We start from the raw sequence: 16423 nt of genomic DNA, 5'->3' as shown, positions 1-16423 counted from the left end.
GCTGGGTAACCGCGGGGTACAACCTTCTGGACTTTTTCCAGGAGGTGGTCCCATTGGCACACACGAGGTTATCCATGCGCAAGATCAAGGACGTTCTGCGTCTGCATTACGAAGCCGGCCTGACACAGCGGGCCATCGCCCGCTCCGTCGGCACGTCACACACCACGGTGGGCGAATTTCTGAGACGCGCCGCTCACGCCGGGTTGTCTTGGCCGCTGCCAGAGAATCTGGACGAAACCCGACTTGAACAGTTGCTCTTTCCGCCAGCGCCAGTCATTCCCGCCGACCAGCGCCCCATGCCCGACTGGGCGACCATCCATCAGGAACTCAAGCGCAAGGGCGTCACCCTGGGGCTGCTCTGGGAGGAATACCAGAACAGCCATCCCGAGGGGTATCGCTACAGCCGTTTCTGCGATCTGTACCGTGAGTGGTCCGGCAAACTGCGTCTGTCGATGCGTCAGGTGCACAAAGCCGGCGAGAAGCTGTTTGTCGACTACACCGGCCAGACCCTGCCGATCGTCGACCGCCGCACCGGCGAGATCCGCGAAGCGCAACTGTTCGTCGCGGCCCTGGGGGCGAGTTCCCAGACGTTTGCCGAAGCCACCTGGACCCAAGGGCTGCCGGACTGGATCGGCTCGCATGTCCGGGCCTTCTCCTTCTACGGCGGAGTGCCCGAGATCGTTGTTCCGGACAACCTGAAAAGCGCCGTCTCCAAACCCTGCCGCTACGAACCGGACATCAACCCCACCTATGCGGAGCTGGCCGCTCACTATGGCTGCGCGGTGATTCCGGCGCGGGTGCGCAAACCCAAAGACAAGGCCAAGGTCGAGGCGGCGGTTCTGGTCGCCGAGCGCTTCATCCTGGCGCGGCTGCGCAACCGTACCTTCTTCAGTCTGGCCGAGGCCAACGCCGCCATTCGGGAGCTGGTGGAGCACCTCAACCGGCGCCCCTTCAAGAAGCTTCCCGGCTGCCGCCAGCAGCTCTTCGACACCCTGGAACGTCCGGCTCTGAATCCTCTGCCGGCGACCCCCTATACGTTCGCCGAATGGCGCCATGCGCGGGTCAACATCGATTACCATGCCGAAGTCGACCACCACTACTACTCGGTCCCGTATGTGCTGGTGAAGCAGCAGCTCGACGTGCGCCTGACGGCGACCACCGTCGAATTTCTGCACAAAGGGCAACGGGTGGCCTCCCATGTCCGCTCCTCTGAGCGCGGTCGCCACACCACTCTCGGCGAGCACATGCCCAAAAGCCACAGGGAGTATGCCGAATGGACGCCGCAGCGCCTGGTTTCCTGGGCGGCCAAAACCGGACCGCACACCGCCGCCTTGGCAGAGAAGATCCTGGCCTCACGGGCCCATCCCCAGCAGGGCTACCGCAGCGTCCTGGGGCTGATCCGGCTGGCCAAGACCTACACGCCCGAGCGCCTGGAAGCGGCCTGCCAGCGGGCCCTGGCAACAAACGCCTGTCGCCTCAAGAGCGTCGCCTCGATCCTCAAAACCGGACTGGACCGCCAGTCGCTCCCCGAGTCCACCGAATCCCAACTCTCATTGCTGCCGAGTCACGACAACATCCGCGGCGCCGGCTACTACCACTGACCAAGGAGACCACCATGCTCAGCCACCCCACCGACGACAAACTGCGCGCCCTCAAGCTGACCGGCATGCTCAAGGCCCTTCAGGAACAGCGCCTTAGCGAGACCGCCGATGCCTTGAGCTTCGAGGAGCGCCTCGGCCTGCTGGTCGACCGCGAGCAGACCGAGCGCGACAGCCGCCGGCTCACCACTCGCCTGCGCACGGCCCGGCTGCGTCAGAGCGCCTGCATCGAGGACCTCGACTGGAGGGCACCCCGGGGACTCGACCGCGACCTCGTGCTGGCGCTGGCCGGCGGTCGCTACCTCGCCAAGGGCCACAACATTCTCATCACCGGCCCCACCGGCGTCGGCAAGAGCTACCTCGCCTGCGCCTTGGCTCACAAGGCCTGCCGCCTCGGCTGCAAGACCCTCTACCTGCGCCTGCCCCGCTTCCTGGAGGAACTGGCCCTCGCGCGGGCCGACGGCCGCTACCCCAAGATGATGGATAGAGTCGCCAAGACTCAACTGCTCGTCCTCGACGATTGGGGGCTCGCCCCCATGACCGCCGCCGGTTGCCGCGATCTGCTCGAAATCCTCGAGGACCGCCACAATCTGCGTTCGACCCTGATCACCAGCCAGCTTCCGGTCGAAGCCTGGCACGACTACCTCGGGGATCCGACGGTCGCCGACGCCATCCTCGACCGCCTCATCCACAACGCCTACCGGCTCACCTTGAAAGGAGAATCGATGCGCAAACGGCGATCCCAGCTTGACCCGATCGGCAACTTGGCGTAAGACAAAAACTCCAGCGTCGCTACGCTCCGATCACTGGCAACTTTGCCTTGGAACGAGTGGCAACTTTGCGCTGGAACGGCTGGCAACTTTCATCGGAATCCGCACTCTGCCTGCGCGTCGCGACGTCAGCCATGGTCGCGACAAATGGGGGGTGTTATGTACGACGAAGCCGATTACATCATGCTTTCGGCCCTGCAGCACTACCTCTACTGCCCGCGGCAGTGCGCCCTGATCCACCTGGAACAGGTCTGGGTCGAAAATCGCTATACCGCTGAGGGGCGGGTGCTGCATGAGCGTTCCGATAGCCGGGAGGTCGGTCGTCAAAGGGGGATCCGTGCGATTCGGACGCTCCCCCTTGCCTCTGCCCGGCTGGGGCTCTCCGGCCAGGCCGACGTCGTCGAGTTCCACGATGATGGCAGCGTCTTCCCGGTCGAATACAAGCGCGGCCGGCCGAAGAAGAACCGTTGCGACGAAGTGCAGCTTTGCGCCCAGGCGCTCTGCCTGGAGGAGATGTTGGCACTGTCGATTCCCTCCGGGGCGCTTTATTACGGCGAAAAGCGCCGCCGGCAGCCCGTCATTTTTAATGCTGAGCTGCGAAAGCTGACCGAATCGACCATCGCCCGGGTGCATGCCCTCCTGCAAGGCGGGACGACTCCTCCGGCCGACTATTGCAGGAAGTGCGATCAGTGTTCGTTGTTCTCCGCCTGTCTGCCGAAAAGCTGCACAACCGGCCGTTCGGTCCGCAAATACCTGGCGGCCATGTTAAGGGGGACCGATGAGAAAGATGCTGAACACCCTCTATGTAACAACGCAGGGAGCGTACCTCAATAAAGAAGGGGAGACGGTCGTCGTCAATGTTGAGCGAGAAACCCGGTTGCGGCTGCCGATCCATACTCTCTCCTCCATCGTTTGTTTCGGTCAGGTGAGTTGTAGCCCTTTCCTGCTCGGACATTGCGCCGAACATGATGTGTCGATCAGCTTCATGACCGGATACGGCAAGTTTATGGCTCGGGTCACCGGACCGGCGGCGGGGAATGTCCTGCTACGTCGCGAACAATACCGGAGGGCGGACGACCTAGCCGCTTCGGCACGGTTGGCACGGCTCTTCGTTCTTGGCAAAGTTGCCAATTGCCGAACGGTAATGAGCCGGGCGTTACGGGATCATGGACCCAAAATTGATGCCGAGGGGATCGAGAGAACAGTTGGGAAATTCGGGACCCTTGCCCAGAGGCTTTTGCGCGAAGAGGGTCTTGATGATATCCGTGGTTTGGAAGGGCGAGCGGCAAACGACTATTTTGGTCTTTTCGATCATCTGATCGTTGCCCAGAAAGAGGACTTTGTTTTCGCTGGCCGCAATCGGCGTCCCCCTCTCGATCGGGTGAATTGCCTCCTCTCATTCCTCTATTCACTCCTCTATCATGATGTTCGCTCAGCGCTTGAAAGTGTCGGGCTCGATCCGGCCGTTGGTTTTCTGCACCGGGACCGTCCTGGCAGGATGAGTCTCGCTCTCGACCTCATGGAGGAATTCCGCCCGGTTTTGGCGGATCGTCTGGCCCTCTCCCTGGTCAATCTCGGCCAGGTGAAAAAGAATGGCTTTCGCATCAGCGAATCGGGCGCCGTCATCATGGATGATGAAAGCCGCAAGACGTTGTTGGTTGAATACCAGAAGCGCAAGCAGGTCGAAATCGAACACCCTTTTCTCAAGGAAAAGATACCGATCGGCATGTTGCCTTTTGCCCAGGCACAACTCCTCAGCCGTCATTTACGTGGTGATCTCGACGAATACCCGCCGTTTATCTGGAGATAAGCAGATGATGGTACTGGTAAGTTATGACGTGGCCACAAGTGACAAGGGGGGTGCCAGAAGGCTGCGCCGGGTCGCCAAAATCTGCACCAACCACGGCCAGCGGGTGCAGTTCTCGGTTTTCGAGTGCATTGTTGATCCCGCGCAATGGGTGGTCTTCCGGGACGCACTGATCAACGCCATCGACGAAGACCGGGATAGCCTGCGTTTCTATTTTCTGGGGTCTAACTGGAAGGGGAGGATAGAGCATGTTGGTGCCAAGGCAGGGTTCGACCAGGAAGGCCCCCTGATTGTTTAGCGAACCCCAAGATGTTGGGCAGACTCCGTGAGCTTCGCGGACGAGGATCTAGTTGTATTTGTTTATCTTTTTGAAGGGCCAATAATTGTTTTATAAACTTTTCGGGTTTGTTTCAGCAGGTTCGCGCAACTCGAAGAAAATGGTATTTGTTAACAAGTGGTTACAGCTCAACAGTCGCCCCCCATGCGGGGGCGTGGATTGAAACGCATGTCCTTCCCACGACGCGATCACCGCTTCGAGTCGCCCCCCATGCGGGGGCGTGGATTGAAACACCACCACCCTGGAGGCGGTGCTCGATTGCCTGGGTCGCCCCCCATGCGGGGGCGTGGATTGAAACATGCCCATCTCCTTGTCTTGGGGGGTAAATCGTGCGTCGCCCCCCATGCGGGGGCGTGGATTGAAACTTCTTGGCGGCCGGGGTCGCCGGTTTGGTTTTGTGTCGCCCCCCATGCGGGGGCGTGGATTGAAACTTCTTGAGGACCACCGTCCCCTGCGCCAGCGCCCGTCGCCCCCCATGCGGGGGCGTGGATTGAAACAATTCGGCCAGCTCGGCCCGCATCTTGTAATAGGTCGCCCCCCATGCGGGGGCGTGGATTGAAACAAGGAGAGCCACCGGCTTACCCGTCTGGTGTACCTTGTCGCCCCCCATGCGGGGGCGTGGATTGAAACTTTTGCTTAAAACAAGCTCTGCTGGCGCGGATCGACGTCGCCCCCCATGCGGGGGCGTGGATTGAAACGGCAAAGCTGATACGGCGGCGGGCGATAATCTGCGTCGCCCCCCATGCGGGGGCGTGGATTGAAACTTTTGACGCCAAGGGGCGTATCACCGAGCTGCATGTCGCCCCCCATGCGGGGGCGTGGATTGAAACACCAACTGGACGGCCGCCCGGCATTTATGGTGCGTCGCCCCCCATGCGGGGGCGTGGATTGAAACGATCTGCGCCAGCACGCTTTCGGCCAGCTCCAACGTCGCCCCCCATGCGGGGGCGTGGATTGAAACATCAAGACAGCCGCAAAATCTGGACCGCCCTGTTTGTCGCCCCCCATGCGGGGGCGTGGATTGAAACGCCCTCGCCCTGGTCATCCATGCGGGGGTATTTTGTCGCCCCCCATGCGGGGGCGTGGATTGAAACGCAACAAACGTCCCGAGCTGACCGCAGCCTGGACGTCGCCCCCCATGCGGGGGCGTGGATTGAAACGCAACAAACGTCCCGAGCTGACCGCAGCCTGGACGTCGCCCCCCATGCGGGGGCGTGGATTGAAACGGCAAAGCAGGTCGGCAAGCTGCGCATATGGATGGTCGCCCCCCATGCGGGGGCGTGGATTGAAACAAACTGAGGTCAAAGGCCATTGAGCGCAGCATCTCGTCGCCCCCCATGCGGGGGCGTGGATTGAAACAGCGCTTGGCCAACGGCGCGACCAACGTTAACCGCGTCGCCCCCCATGCGGGGGCGTGGATTGAAACCACTGCCTTGCAAAAACGCATGATGCTGCGGTAGCGTCGCCCCCCATGCGGGGGCGTGGATTGAAACACCCCGTCCACCCGTGCCGCGCCGGTCGCCACATGGTCGCCCCCCATGCGGGGGCGTGGATTGAAACGCTGGAGAGTTTCGGCGCTTGCGTCGAAGGGGCTCGTCGCCCCCCATGCGGGGGCGTGGATTGAAACTCCAGATTGCTTAAATCTTGCGCTGCTGGCGCTGTTGTCGCCCCCCATGCGGGGGCGTGGATTGAAACGGTTTCAAAAGGCGTCACCACAAAATCTTCCCCCGTCGCCCCCCATGCGGGGGCGTGGATTGAAACGCCGCGCCGACCTGCGCCAGATTGCCGTCACCTTGGTCGCCCCCCATGCGGGGGCGTGGATTGAAACATGTCTTGCTCCTTGGTTGGGGTTGAAAACTTTGGTCGCCCCCCATGCGGGGGCGTGGATTGAAACAGCGTAAGATAGCGTGCGGCGGCCAGATGCTTCAGGTCGCCCCCCATGCGGGGGCGTGGATTGAAACTGATCTTCAAAGGCTTCTTTACCCAGCGTTGCCGTCGCCCCCCATGCGGGGGCGTGGATTGAAACACCCCGTCCACCCGTGCCGCGCCGGTCGCCACAGTCGCCCCCCATGCGGGGGCGTGGATTGAAACACCCCGTCCACCCGTGCCGCGCCGGTCGCCACATGTCGCCCCCCATGCGGGGGCGTGGATTGAAACAATCGGTTTTGCCTGACCGTGGCCGGGTGTGGTCCGTCGCCCCCCATGCGGGGGCGTGGATTGAAACAAGGTCAAAGACGATGAGCCGCTGGGGATGATCCCGTCGCCCCCCATGCGGGGGCGTGGATTGAAACTTGATTTCTCCCTGCTGCATTTCCCCTTCTTTTAGTCGCCCCCCATGCGGGGGCGTGGATTGAAACGGCCACACAGCTGTTGACCGCGCAGACGCGGGCGTGTCGCCCCCCATGCGGGGGCGTGGATTGAAACTTTTCCCCGCTGTGCTGCCACGGCGTCCTTGACGTCGCCCCCCATGCGGGGGCGTGGATTGAAACTTGTGCGGTCATTTGCTATCCTCCTTGGGTGTGAGTCGCCCCCCATGCGGGGGCGTGGATTGAAACATCGGCACGCTCCAAACGGTAGTACCACTTATCACGTCGCCCCCCATGCGGGGGCGTGGATTGAAACATTTCACCCCCCGGTCTGCCTCTTTGGCGATAAAGGTCGCCCCCCATGCGGGGGCGTGGATTGAAACATCTCCACCACCCACACGTTGGGGTTGTTGTCGGCGTCGCCCCCCATGCGGGGGCGTGGATTGAAACTTTTCCCCGCTGTGCTGCCACGGCGTCCTTGACGTCGCCCCCCATGCGGGGGCGTGGATTGAAACTTCGTGAAGTTGTACGGGGCTGGGCTGGTATCAAGTCGCCCCCCATGCGGGGGCGTGGATTGAAACATTTTTCCCTCCTGGGTTTGGGTTGGTTTCTCCGTCGCCCCCCATGCGGGGGCGTGGATTGAAACGATAGCGGCCCTGGTACCGAACAACGAGATTGACGTCGCCCCCCATGCGGGGGCGTGGATTGAAACAGGTCCATGATAGAGGGGTGCACCTACTTCAGGAGGGTCGCCCCCCATGCGGGGGCGTGGATTGAAACTACCTTGGCGGGCTTCACACGGCTGGCTCAGACGTCGCCCCCCATGCGGGGGCGTGGATTGAAACCTTTTTCAGCCCGTCATCGTCAGGTGTAAAGTATGTCGCCCCCCATGCGGGGGCGTGGATTGAAACTTACTTATTTGGCGGTGACGAGAAAGGTTTCGGCCGTCGCCCCCCATGCGGGGGCGTGGATTGAAACATGAAGCGTGACTCTCGCCGCCGAGCGATGGAAGTCGCCCCCCATGCGGGGGCGTGGATTGAAACATGTCGGCCTGCAAACGCTGGCGGGTGCGCTGCTTGTCGCCCCCCATGCGGGGGCGTGGATTGAAACAGGAAGCACTTCATGTTTGACAAGGACTTGGGCAGGTCGCCCCCCATGCGGGGGCGTGGATTGAAACGCCCAGCCTCGCGTGACCTGAGCCACCAGCGGGCGTCGCCCCCCATGCGGGGGCGTGGATTGAAACGCTGCTGCATGGACCAGACCGGCATGGGGGAAAAGTCGCCCCCCATGCGGGGGCGTGGATTGAAACATCCAGAAAACCACCCCGCGTCGCCCCCGGTCGAGTCGCCCCCCATGCGGGGGCGTGGATTGAAACTTTTATCTCGTCGTGGATCAATCGAATTAGCTCGGTCGCCCCCCATGCGGGGGCGTGGATTGAAACAAGTTTTCGGGCTCTTCAGCGTCAAACACCAGCTGTCGCCCCCCATGCGGGGGCGTGGATTGAAACAAAGGTGGTGCCGAAGGTTTTTCCCGTCTGACGCGTCGCCCCCCATGCGGGGGCGTGGATTGAAACGGGTTGTGCGCGGCACTGATCGCCAGAAAACATGAGTCGCCCCCCATGCGGGGGCGTGGATTGAAACCATTTGCGGCAAGCCCTGGTCGGGGAACAGGTGCCGTCGCCCCCCATGCGGGGGCGTGGATTGAAACAGGGTGTCAGTCGTCTCGACTGCAATTAATCTCAGGGGGGTCCAATTCCCCGAAGCTTGCTTCGCTATCGCCAATATGAAATATTGGCGACATGAGCGAATATGTACACAAAAGTCATAATGTTTCTGTGCTGTTATACCATCTTGTTTGCCCAGCAAAATACCGCCGGGTTGTTTTCACCCCAGAGGTTGATGGCTGTCTCAAAGAGGTCTGCCTTGAGATCGCCAAAAGATACGAGATTCAGTTCGTAGAAATTGGGACCGACAAAGACCATGTTCACTTTTTGGTGCAGTCGGTTCCAATGTACAGCCCAACGCAGATTGCACGAGTCATCAAAAGCATTACGGCCAGAGAAATATTCAAACGAGTCCCATCGGTTAAAAAGCAACTATGGGGTGGCGAATTTTGGACAAAGGGCTATTTTGTGAACACTGTAGGCCAAAAGGGTAATGAGAAAACCATTGCGACCTATGTTAGAAATCAAGGCCGAGAAAAAGAGTATCAGCAATTGCACCGCGAGCAGTTAACGCTTTTTGATACCCCGTAGCTTGCTGCGGGGTAGTTCATTTATTCAAGGACGTCCCTAAGGGGGGGCTGCACCGGGGGCGCAGACCCCGGGCCGCACGTGGCAAACCCCCTGAAGCCGGAAAGGAGTTGAATCATGCCCTTTGTCAACATCAAGATTACCCGTGAAGGTGAACCCGTCACCGCCGAACAGAAGGCTGCCCTGATCCGAGGGGTGACCGACCTTTTGGTCGACGTTATCCAGCGCGGGCCGGCAACCACGGTGGTGGTAATCGATGAAGTCGATATGGACAATTACGGGGTCGGTGGCGAATCGATCACGGTGCGCAGAAGGAAGAAATAGGTGAAAGGAATTCCGGAGACGGGAAGGTGCCGGGCCACTCTCGCCGGGGAGGGAGTTAATTGCGGGCCTTGTCTTGGCGCCTGCCGTCTCGGAGCCCTGAACTATCCCCGCCAGGGAAAAGCGCGATGAAGCTCCCGGGCAACCTCCGCGACCTTCCTGAGTTGCGCCAGCGGACCGGCGTCTTCACCGACCGCCGCCAGGCCGGAGAACGTCTCGGTGAGCTTCTGGCGGCCCAGGGGCTGGTGGAGCCGCTGCTGCTGGCGATTCCCGCCGGCGGCGTGCCGGTGGCGGCAGCGATTGCGGGAAGGCAGGGTTGGCCGCTGCGGGCGGCGGTGGTGAGCAAGGTGCTGCTGCCGTGGGACAGCGAGGCGGGTTACGGGGCGGTGGCCTGGGATGGAGAGGTGCTGCTCAACCAGGAGTTGCTCCCCCGGCTTGGACTCGCCGAAGCCGAGATCGCGGCGGGGGTTGCCGCGACCCGGGAGAAGGTGGCGCGGCGGCTGCGGGAGCTGGGTGGGGCGCGGGAGTGGCCCGAACTGGCCGGGCGGGCGGCGGTACTGGTCGACGACGGCCTCGCCTCGGGCTTTACCCTCCTCGCCGCTGTGGCCGCCCTGCGTCGGGCCGGGGCCGGCCAGCTGGTGGTGGCGGTTCCGACCGCTCACTTCGATGCGGTGCAGCGGGTGGCGCAGGAGGTCGACCTGCTCTGCTGCGCCAACCTGCGCGGCGGCTTTTTTTTTGCCGTCGCCGCGGCCTACCGGGCCTGGTCCGACGTGAGCGAAGCGGAGGCGCAGCGGCTCCTGCTGGGGGCGATCCCCTGAGCGGAACCCCGCCTCGGCCGATAAGGCATGGGTATGGGCGGGGAGGCGGCTCCTGCTGGGGGCGATCCCCTGAGCGGAACCCTGTTCAGCTTTCGTAGCGTTCCATCAGTTCCTCGCGCAGGGTCTTGAGGCCGATACTCATCGACACCTTGTAGCGGTGGGGGTTGACCAGGCGCAACGACCCTTCCGGCAGCCGCTGCAGCTCTCCGGCGCAGCGCTTTGCCAGCACCTCCAGTGGCGGCAACTCGGTGCAGCAGCGCCCCTTCTCCATCACCGTCTTCCGCAGCGGCAGGATCCGGACGTCCATCGGGATCGCCTTGTAGCGGGCCGGGTTGGTCGGGTCAAAAACCCGGTCGCCGGCCGCGACATTTTCCCCTTTCAGGGTCATCACATCCATGACGAAACGATCGTTGCCGTTGACCACCCGCCACAGCTCTTTGTGATCGGGGAGGGTCGCCTTGGCGATATCCGAGGTCACCTTGAGCCGCGGCTGGTCGGCGAGGCGCACCAGCTTGTAAACCCCGCCGAGGGCGCCACCCCCTTCCCCATGGCAGGTGGCGAGGCGGGTGCCGACTCCGTAGATATCGATCTTCCCCCCTTCGCTGCGAATCGAATGAATTACCCCCTCGTCGAGCTCGTTGGAGGCGACGATCTTCACCTGCGGAAAGCCGGCTTCATCGAAGATCCGCCGCGCCTCCCGGCTGAGGTAGGCGAGATCCCCCGAGTCGAGGCGCACACCGAGCAGCTCGTGGCCGCGCTGGCGCAGCTCCCGGGCGACGCTGATGGCGTTGGGGATGCCGCTGCCCAGGGTGTCGTAGGTATCGACCAGCAGCACCGAAGCGTCCGGGAAACATTCGGCGTAGGCGCGAAAGGCGGTGAGCTCGTCGGGGAAGGCCATCACCCAGCTGTGGGCGTGGGTCCCCTTGACCGGCAGCCCGAAGCGCTGGCCGGCGAGGACGTTGCTGGTGCTGCGCACGCCGCCGATGCAGGCGGCCCGCGCCACGCTCAGGCCGCCGTCGGGGCCCTGGGCCCGCCGCAGGCCGAACTCGATCACTTCGCCGTCGCCGGCCGCCAGGGCCAGGCGCGCTGCCTTGGTGGCGACCAGGGTCTGGAAGTTGACCAGGTTGAGCAGGGCGGTCTCGACGAACTGGGCCTCGGCCAGGGTCCCTTCCACCGTCAGCAGCGGCTCGTTGGGGAAGACCACGGTCCCCTCCGGCGGTGCGATCACCCGGCCGCGGAAGCGGAAATCCTTCAGAAAAGCGAGAAATCCCGGTTTGAAGAGGTTGAGGCTCTCGAGGTAGGCGAGCTCCTCCGCTTCGAAGCGCAATGCCTCAAGGTAGTGCAGCGCCGGCTCCAGGCCGGCGAAGACGGCGTAGCCCCCCGCAAAGGGAAGGTCACGAAAGAAGAGGTCAAAGGTGGCCGGTGTTTCGTGCATCCCCTCGTCGAGGTAGCCGGCGAGCATGGTCAGCTCGTAGAGATCGGTCAGGAGGGCAGGGACGGTCATGAAGCCTCCGCAGGAAGTTGTATCAGGGTTGAACGAAGTCGCGCTCAGCCGTGGTCGAGGTGCTGTTCGATCCCTTCCAGCCCCTCCAGGGCGCCGCAGGGGAGGGCGAGGTGATTGCCGCGGATCGACGGTTCGCGCGGGTTGATCCGCACTACTGTCGCCCCGCGCTGGGCGCCAAGATTTTCGCTGAGGTGGCGGATGGTCGGAATCGCCGTGCCGGCGCCGAGCTCGACGACCAGCAGCGGGTCGTTCCGGTGCTGGTCGCAGAAGAGGTCGAAACGCATGCGCTGGCCGTGACTGCGGGAGGGGAGCCAGGAGTAGTCGCCGAACATGAGGATGTTCGGGCGTGCGGTGCCGCCACAGTGGGGGCAGCGGGGGACGTGCCGGGCGCGCATGGTGGCAAAGTCGACGGCAATCTCCTCCTCGTTGTCCCAGATCGCCTGGCTGCAGGGGGTCAGGCACTGCAGGTGGTGGATCGAGCCATGGACTTCGAGGAGCTGGTCGGCGCGAAAGCCGGCCTTCTGGAACTGGCCGTCGACGTTGGAGGTGACGACAAAGGTGTCGAGGTGGAAACGCGCCCCCCAGTCCTTAAGCAAATGGAAGCCGCGGTGGGGGACGGTCTGGCGGTAGAGGTTGGTGCGATGACCGTAAAAGCCCCAGCCGAAAGCCGGGTCACGCTCGAAATGGGCGGGATTGGCGGCGCCGACGAAGTCGATGCCGAGCTGGCGGTACATCGGGTAGGCGTTCCAGAAGCCGTGGTCGCCACGGAAATCGGGGAGTCCCGAATCGACCCCCATGCCGGCGCCGGCGGTGATGACCAGGGCGCGCGCCTGGCGCAGGGCGGCGGCAGCCTGACGGCAGATTTCGTCGAATTCCATGGTCATCTCCGGCTATGGTCTCATTGGACCTATGGGTCCTTTTTAGATTCCGACGCGTACCGGCGTTGGGTTGAGCACCCGCTCCAGGTCGGCCGGGGTCATTTCGACCAGGAACCCGCGTTTGCCGCCATTGACAAAGAGGGTGGAGAGCTCGCGGATCGTCTCCTCCATGTAGACCGGCATCGGCTTGCGGGTGGCGAAGGGGGAGGTCCCCCCGACCTGGTAGCCGCTGTGACGATCGGCGACCTGCGGGGCGCAGGGGACGACGCTGCGGGCGCCGATGCTTCGGGCCAGCTCCCTGGCCGAGACCTGCCGGTCGCCGTGCATCAGGATGATCAGCGGTTGGCCGCTATCGTCTTCCATCACCAGGGTCTTGATCACCCGGTGCTCGTCGACGCCGAGTTCCCGGGCCGAAACCGCGGTCCCGCCCCGCTCCTCGTAGGGATAAAGATGGGGCGTGAAGGGAACCTGGTGCTGACGCAGCAGGCGAATCGCGGGGGTGACCGGAATCTTGTCACGGGCCATCAGGCACCTCCGGTGGCGCGGAACCAGGAAGCGACCAGCAGGGCGAGGCTGCCGACGGTGGCCGCCAGGCAGACAAGAGCAAGGGCGTTGAAGAGGGGCGCCAGGGTGCGGCGGCCGCGCACCCCGATCGGCAGCACCAGTCCGAGCAGGGCGCCGCCGAGGGCGCCGCCGAGATGGCCGGCGTTGTCGGCGCCGACCACCAGGCCGAAGACGAAGGCAAAAACGGCCCAGCGCAGCATGATGTTGCGGATGTGGTGCCCCGGGCTCCCCATGCGGTGATACCAGGTGACGGCGAAACCGATCAGGCCGAAGAGGGAGCCGGAGGCGCCGACCACCGGCACCATCGGGTGCCAGAGGTAGCCGAGGCCGGTGGCGGTCAACGCGGTCAGGGTGTAGAGGACGATAAAGCGCGGCGCGCCGAGTTCCGATTCGAGCAGCGGCCCGATCTGGTAGAGGACGACCATGTTGAAGCCGATATGGATCAGGCCGCCATGGGTATAGGCATAGGTCAGGCAGCGCCACCATTCCCCCTGGTAGAGGACCAGCGGCCAGTACTGGGCTCCCCCATGAACCAGCAGGTAGGGGTCCGGGTTGAGCAGCGGGGCAAAACCCTGGCCCGCCGCCATCCCCTGGACGACCATGGCGAGGAAAAAGAGGATATTGGTGGCGATGAGCAGATGCGTGACGCTCAGGCTGCTGGAGCCGGTGCGGCCGTGGAGCAGGTCGTCGAACTGGCGTTGCCAGCGCAGCCAGCGCCAGCGCCACTGGGTGGAATTAAAGAGTGAAAAGGTGGCCAAAGTGGTCCTCCCGAGGTTTGGGTGACCTGAACTATCGCAGAAAATCATGGTTACGGCAACCCTGCAGCGGTTGTGACGAAGGCCTCTTTGAGTATACTTGGGACCGGTAATTTCTTTCCTCCGGAACATGGCAGGGAAGGGGTGCCCGCTTGGAAGATTCCGGAATTCTTGAAATTCGATTTAAAATTGGGCAAACTGGCCAGCGCAGACTGAACGCTGGCCACGCAACAGGGAGGAGCATCTATGGCGATTGAATCGATTAACCCGACGACCGGGGAATTGCTCGAAGAGTTCCAGGAATGGAGCCGGGAGGAGACCGCAGCGGTGATCGACCGGGTCGACCAGGCCTGGCAGGGCTGGCGGGAGACGAGCTTTGCCCAGCGGGCGCAGTTGATGCACCGGGCCGCGGCCGAACTGCGCCGCAACAAGGAAGAGTACGCCCGCACCATGACGCTGGAGATGGGCAAGCCGATCGTTGAGGGGCGCGGCGAAGTCGAGAAGTGCGCCTGGGTCTGCGAGTTCTACGCCGAGCATGCCGAGACTTTTCTGCAGAACGAGCCGGCCCAGAGTGACGGCAGCCGTTCCTATGTCGGTTTCCGGCCGATCGGCACCGTCCTCGCGGTGATGCCCTGGAATTTCCCCTTCTGGCAGGTCTTCCGCTTTGCCGCACCGGCGCTGATGGCCGGGAACGCCGGGCTGCTCAAGCACTCCTCCAACGTGCCGCGTTGCGCCCTGGCGATCGAGGAGGTCTTCGTCAAGGCCGGTTTCCCGGCCGATCTCTTCCGTACCCTGATGATCGGTTCCGGCCAGGTCGACGCGGTCATCGAAAACGACCACGTCAAGGCGGTGACCCTTACCGGCAGTGATATCGCCGGGCGCAAGGTCGCGGCCAAGGCCGGGCAGATGCTGAAAAAAAGTGTCCTCGAACTCGGCGGCAGCGATCCCTTCATCGTTCTCGCGGACGCCGACCTCGACGCAGCGGCGACGGTGGCAGCCAAAGCGCGCTGCATCAACTCGGGACAGAGCTGCATCGCCGCCAAGCGCTTCATTGTCGAGGCGCCGGTCTACCGGGAATTCCTGGAGAAATTTACCGCCAGCATGAAAAACCTCGTCGTTGGCGACCCCCTCGACGAGGCGACCCAGGTCGGCCCCCAGGCCCGGGTGGATCTGATGATGGAACTGCACGGCCAGGTCGAGGCTTCGGTTGAAAAGGGGGCCGAGGTTGTCCTCGGCGGTGCGCCGCTCGATTGCAAGGGGTACTTCTACCCGCCGACGATCCTGGCGCGGGTCAAGCCGGGAATGCCGGCCTATCACGAGGAGTTTTTCGGGCCGGTCGCCTCGGTGATCGAGGTCCGGGACGCCGAAGAGGCGTTGCGGGTGGCCAACGACTCCCCCTTCGGCCTCGGCGGCTCGGTCTGGACCCGCGATGTCGCCAAAGGCGAGGCGCTGGCGGCGCGGGTCGAAGCGGGGGCGGTCTTCGTCAACGGCATGGTCAAGAGCGATCCGCGCCTCCCCTTCGGCGGGGTCAAGATTTCCGGTTATGGCCGCGAGCTCTCGCACTACGGCATCAAGGAATTCGTCAATATCCAGACCGTCTGGGTGAAGTGATAGAGGGCTTTGGGAGCGCTGGGGGCGGCAGGTTGCCGGCTGCACCCTGGCAGCCGGGATCGACAGCAGCAGGAAAGGGGGCATGATGGCGAGAACGATTTTCATCACCGGGGCGTCGGCGGGGTTTGGCGCGGCCTGTGCCCGGGCCTTTGCCGCTCGCGGTGACCGGCTGGTGCTGGCGGCGCGCCGTGAAGAACCGCTCGAAGCTCTTGGGGCGCAGTTGGCGACGAGCGCTGCCGGGGTTCTCCCGCTGCAGCTTGACGTCCGCGACCGGGATCGGGTGGCGGCGACCCTGGCCGGGCTGCCTGCCCCCTTTGCCGAGGTCGATGTCCTGGTCAACAACGCTGGCCTCGCCCTCGGGCTGGAACCGGCCCACCAGGTCGACCTCGACGACTGGGAGACGATGGTCGATACCAACATCAAGGGGCTGATGTACTGTACCCGCCTGCTGCTGCCGGGGATGGTGGAGCGCAACCGCGGGCATATCGTCAATGTCGGCTCGACCGCCGGCGCCTGGCCTTACCCGGGGGGGAATGTCTACGGCGGGACCAAGGCCTTCGTTGCCCAGTTCACCCGGAACCTGCGGGCCGACCTCCTCGGCACCCGGGTGCGGGCGAGCTGTATCGCCCCGGGGATGGCTGAAACCGAATTCTCCAACGTCCGCTTCAAGGGGAATCGCACCCTGGCGGAGAAGGTCTACGCCGACACCGAACCGCTGACGGCGGAGGATATCGCCGGGATCATCGCCTGGGTCACCGACCTGCCGCCGCACGTCAACATCAATCACCTCGAGGTGATGTCGATCTTCCAGTCCTGGGGGCCGCTGGCGGTCCATCGCGACCGCGCGGATTGAGACCGTTCCCACCGTTTACGCAAGAGAGGCCACCCGCGACGCGGGTGGCC

14 protein-coding genes and 1 CRISPR repeat array are annotated in these 16423 nt (G+C 63.4%); of the genes, 10 read left to right on the top strand and 4 right to left on the bottom strand.

Features of this window, described 5'->3' with window-relative positions; all coding sequences use genetic code 11:
• Window positions 1–74: 74 nt before the first annotated feature.
• The 8 genes from istA to ACYQ8E_RS01205 all read left to right on the top strand — a co-directional run bounded on the left by istA (window position 75) and on the right by ACYQ8E_RS01205 (window position 10208).
• Window positions 75–1601 carry an IS21 family transposase gene (istA, locus tag ACYQ8E_RS01240; RefSeq protein ID WP_066723643.1) on the top strand — a complete coding sequence of 509 codons (1527 nt, stop codon included), beginning with the start codon at window positions 75–77 and terminating at the stop codon, window positions 1599–1601.
• A gap of 14 nt (window positions 1602–1615) precedes the next feature.
• Window positions 1616–2371 (top strand): IS21-like element helper ATPase IstB, encoded by a 756-nt coding sequence (gene istB / locus ACYQ8E_RS01235; protein ID WP_066723645.1) that lies wholly within the window; start codon window positions 1616–1618, stop codon window positions 2369–2371.
• Window positions 2372–2527: 156 nt separating this feature from the next.
• On the top strand, window positions 2528–3202 hold the full coding sequence (cas4, locus tag ACYQ8E_RS01230; protein ID WP_066725945.1) for a CRISPR-associated protein Cas4: 675 nt from the start codon (window positions 2528–2530) through the stop codon (window positions 3200–3202).
• A complete protein-coding gene (gene cas1c / locus ACYQ8E_RS01225; RefSeq protein WP_066725947.1) occupies window positions 3147–4178 on the top strand; it encodes a type I-C CRISPR-associated endonuclease Cas1c in 1032 nt (343 codons plus the stop codon). The genes cas4 and cas1c overlap by 56 nt, the downstream gene beginning before the upstream one ends.
• 4 nt (window positions 4179–4182) lie before the next feature.
• A complete protein-coding gene (gene cas2 / locus ACYQ8E_RS01220) occupies window positions 4183–4473 on the top strand; it encodes a CRISPR-associated endonuclease Cas2 (RefSeq protein ID WP_066725949.1) in 291 nt (96 codons plus the stop codon).
• A gap of 173 nt (window positions 4474–4646) precedes the next feature.
• Window positions 4647–8525: a CRISPR direct-repeat array (repeat unit 32 nt; unit sequence GTCGCCCCCCATGCGGGGGCGTGGATTGAAAC).
• Window positions 8526–8616: 91 nt separating this feature from the next.
• Window positions 8617–9072 carry an IS200/IS605 family transposase gene (gene tnpA / locus ACYQ8E_RS01215; protein WP_082820217.1) on the top strand — a complete coding sequence of 152 codons (456 nt, stop codon included), beginning with the start codon at window positions 8617–8619 and terminating at the stop codon, window positions 9070–9072.
• Window positions 9073–9186: 114 nt separating this feature from the next.
• Window positions 9187–9393: a 2-hydroxymuconate tautomerase family protein gene (locus ACYQ8E_RS01210; protein WP_066725952.1), complete on the top strand. Its 207-nt coding sequence runs from the start codon at window positions 9187–9189 to the stop codon at window positions 9391–9393.
• Between the two features lie 125 nt (window positions 9394–9518).
• Entirely contained in the window at window positions 9519–10208 is a 690-nt protein-coding gene (locus ACYQ8E_RS01205; protein ID WP_066725956.1) for a phosphoribosyltransferase, read from the top strand.
• An 85-nt stretch (window positions 10209–10293) separates the two neighbouring features.
• Here ACYQ8E_RS01205 and ACYQ8E_RS01200 read toward each other — a convergent pair whose 3' ends face one another.
• Genes ACYQ8E_RS01200 through ACYQ8E_RS01185 form a run of 4 tightly spaced genes read right to left on the bottom strand, consistent with a single transcriptional unit; the run spans window position 10294 to window position 13912 of the window.
• A complete protein-coding gene (locus ACYQ8E_RS01200) occupies window positions 10294–11712 on the bottom strand; it encodes a nicotinate phosphoribosyltransferase (RefSeq protein WP_066725959.1) in 1419 nt (472 codons plus the stop codon).
• A 44-nt stretch (window positions 11713–11756) separates the two neighbouring features.
• A complete protein-coding gene (locus tag ACYQ8E_RS01195) occupies window positions 11757–12590 on the bottom strand; it encodes an SIR2 family NAD-dependent protein deacylase (protein WP_066725962.1) in 834 nt (277 codons plus the stop codon).
• Between the two features lie 42 nt (window positions 12591–12632).
• A complete protein-coding gene (gene ybaK, locus ACYQ8E_RS01190; protein ID WP_066725965.1) occupies window positions 12633–13115 on the bottom strand; it encodes a Cys-tRNA(Pro) deacylase in 483 nt (160 codons plus the stop codon).
• Complete coding sequence (locus tag ACYQ8E_RS01185) at window positions 13115–13912, bottom strand: rhomboid family intramembrane serine protease (RefSeq protein WP_066725968.1); 798 nt, start codon at window positions 13910–13912, stop codon at window positions 13115–13117. The genes ybaK and ACYQ8E_RS01185 overlap by 1 nt, the downstream gene beginning before the upstream one ends.
• Window positions 13913–14155: 243 nt before the next feature.
• On the opposite strand from ACYQ8E_RS01185, the gene ACYQ8E_RS01180 reads away from it, so the two are divergent.
• Both ACYQ8E_RS01180 and ACYQ8E_RS01175 read left to right on the top strand, forming a co-directional pair.
• On the top strand, window positions 14156–15520 hold the full coding sequence (locus tag ACYQ8E_RS01180) for an NAD-dependent succinate-semialdehyde dehydrogenase (protein WP_459859901.1): 1365 nt from the start codon (window positions 14156–14158) through the stop codon (window positions 15518–15520).
• Between the two features lie 85 nt (window positions 15521–15605).
• The gene (locus tag ACYQ8E_RS01175) at window positions 15606–16373 is read left to right on the top strand and encodes an SDR family NAD(P)-dependent oxidoreductase (RefSeq protein WP_066729707.1); all 768 of its coding nucleotides are present in this window, start codon (window positions 15606–15608) and stop codon (window positions 16371–16373) included.
• Window positions 16374–16423: the final 50 nt, after the last annotated feature.

The sequence above is a fragment of the Desulfuromonas carbonis genome, assembly GCF_054658035.1.
Note: the sequence above shows the minus strand (reverse complement) of the source record. Positions and strands in the feature narration are given on the sequence as shown.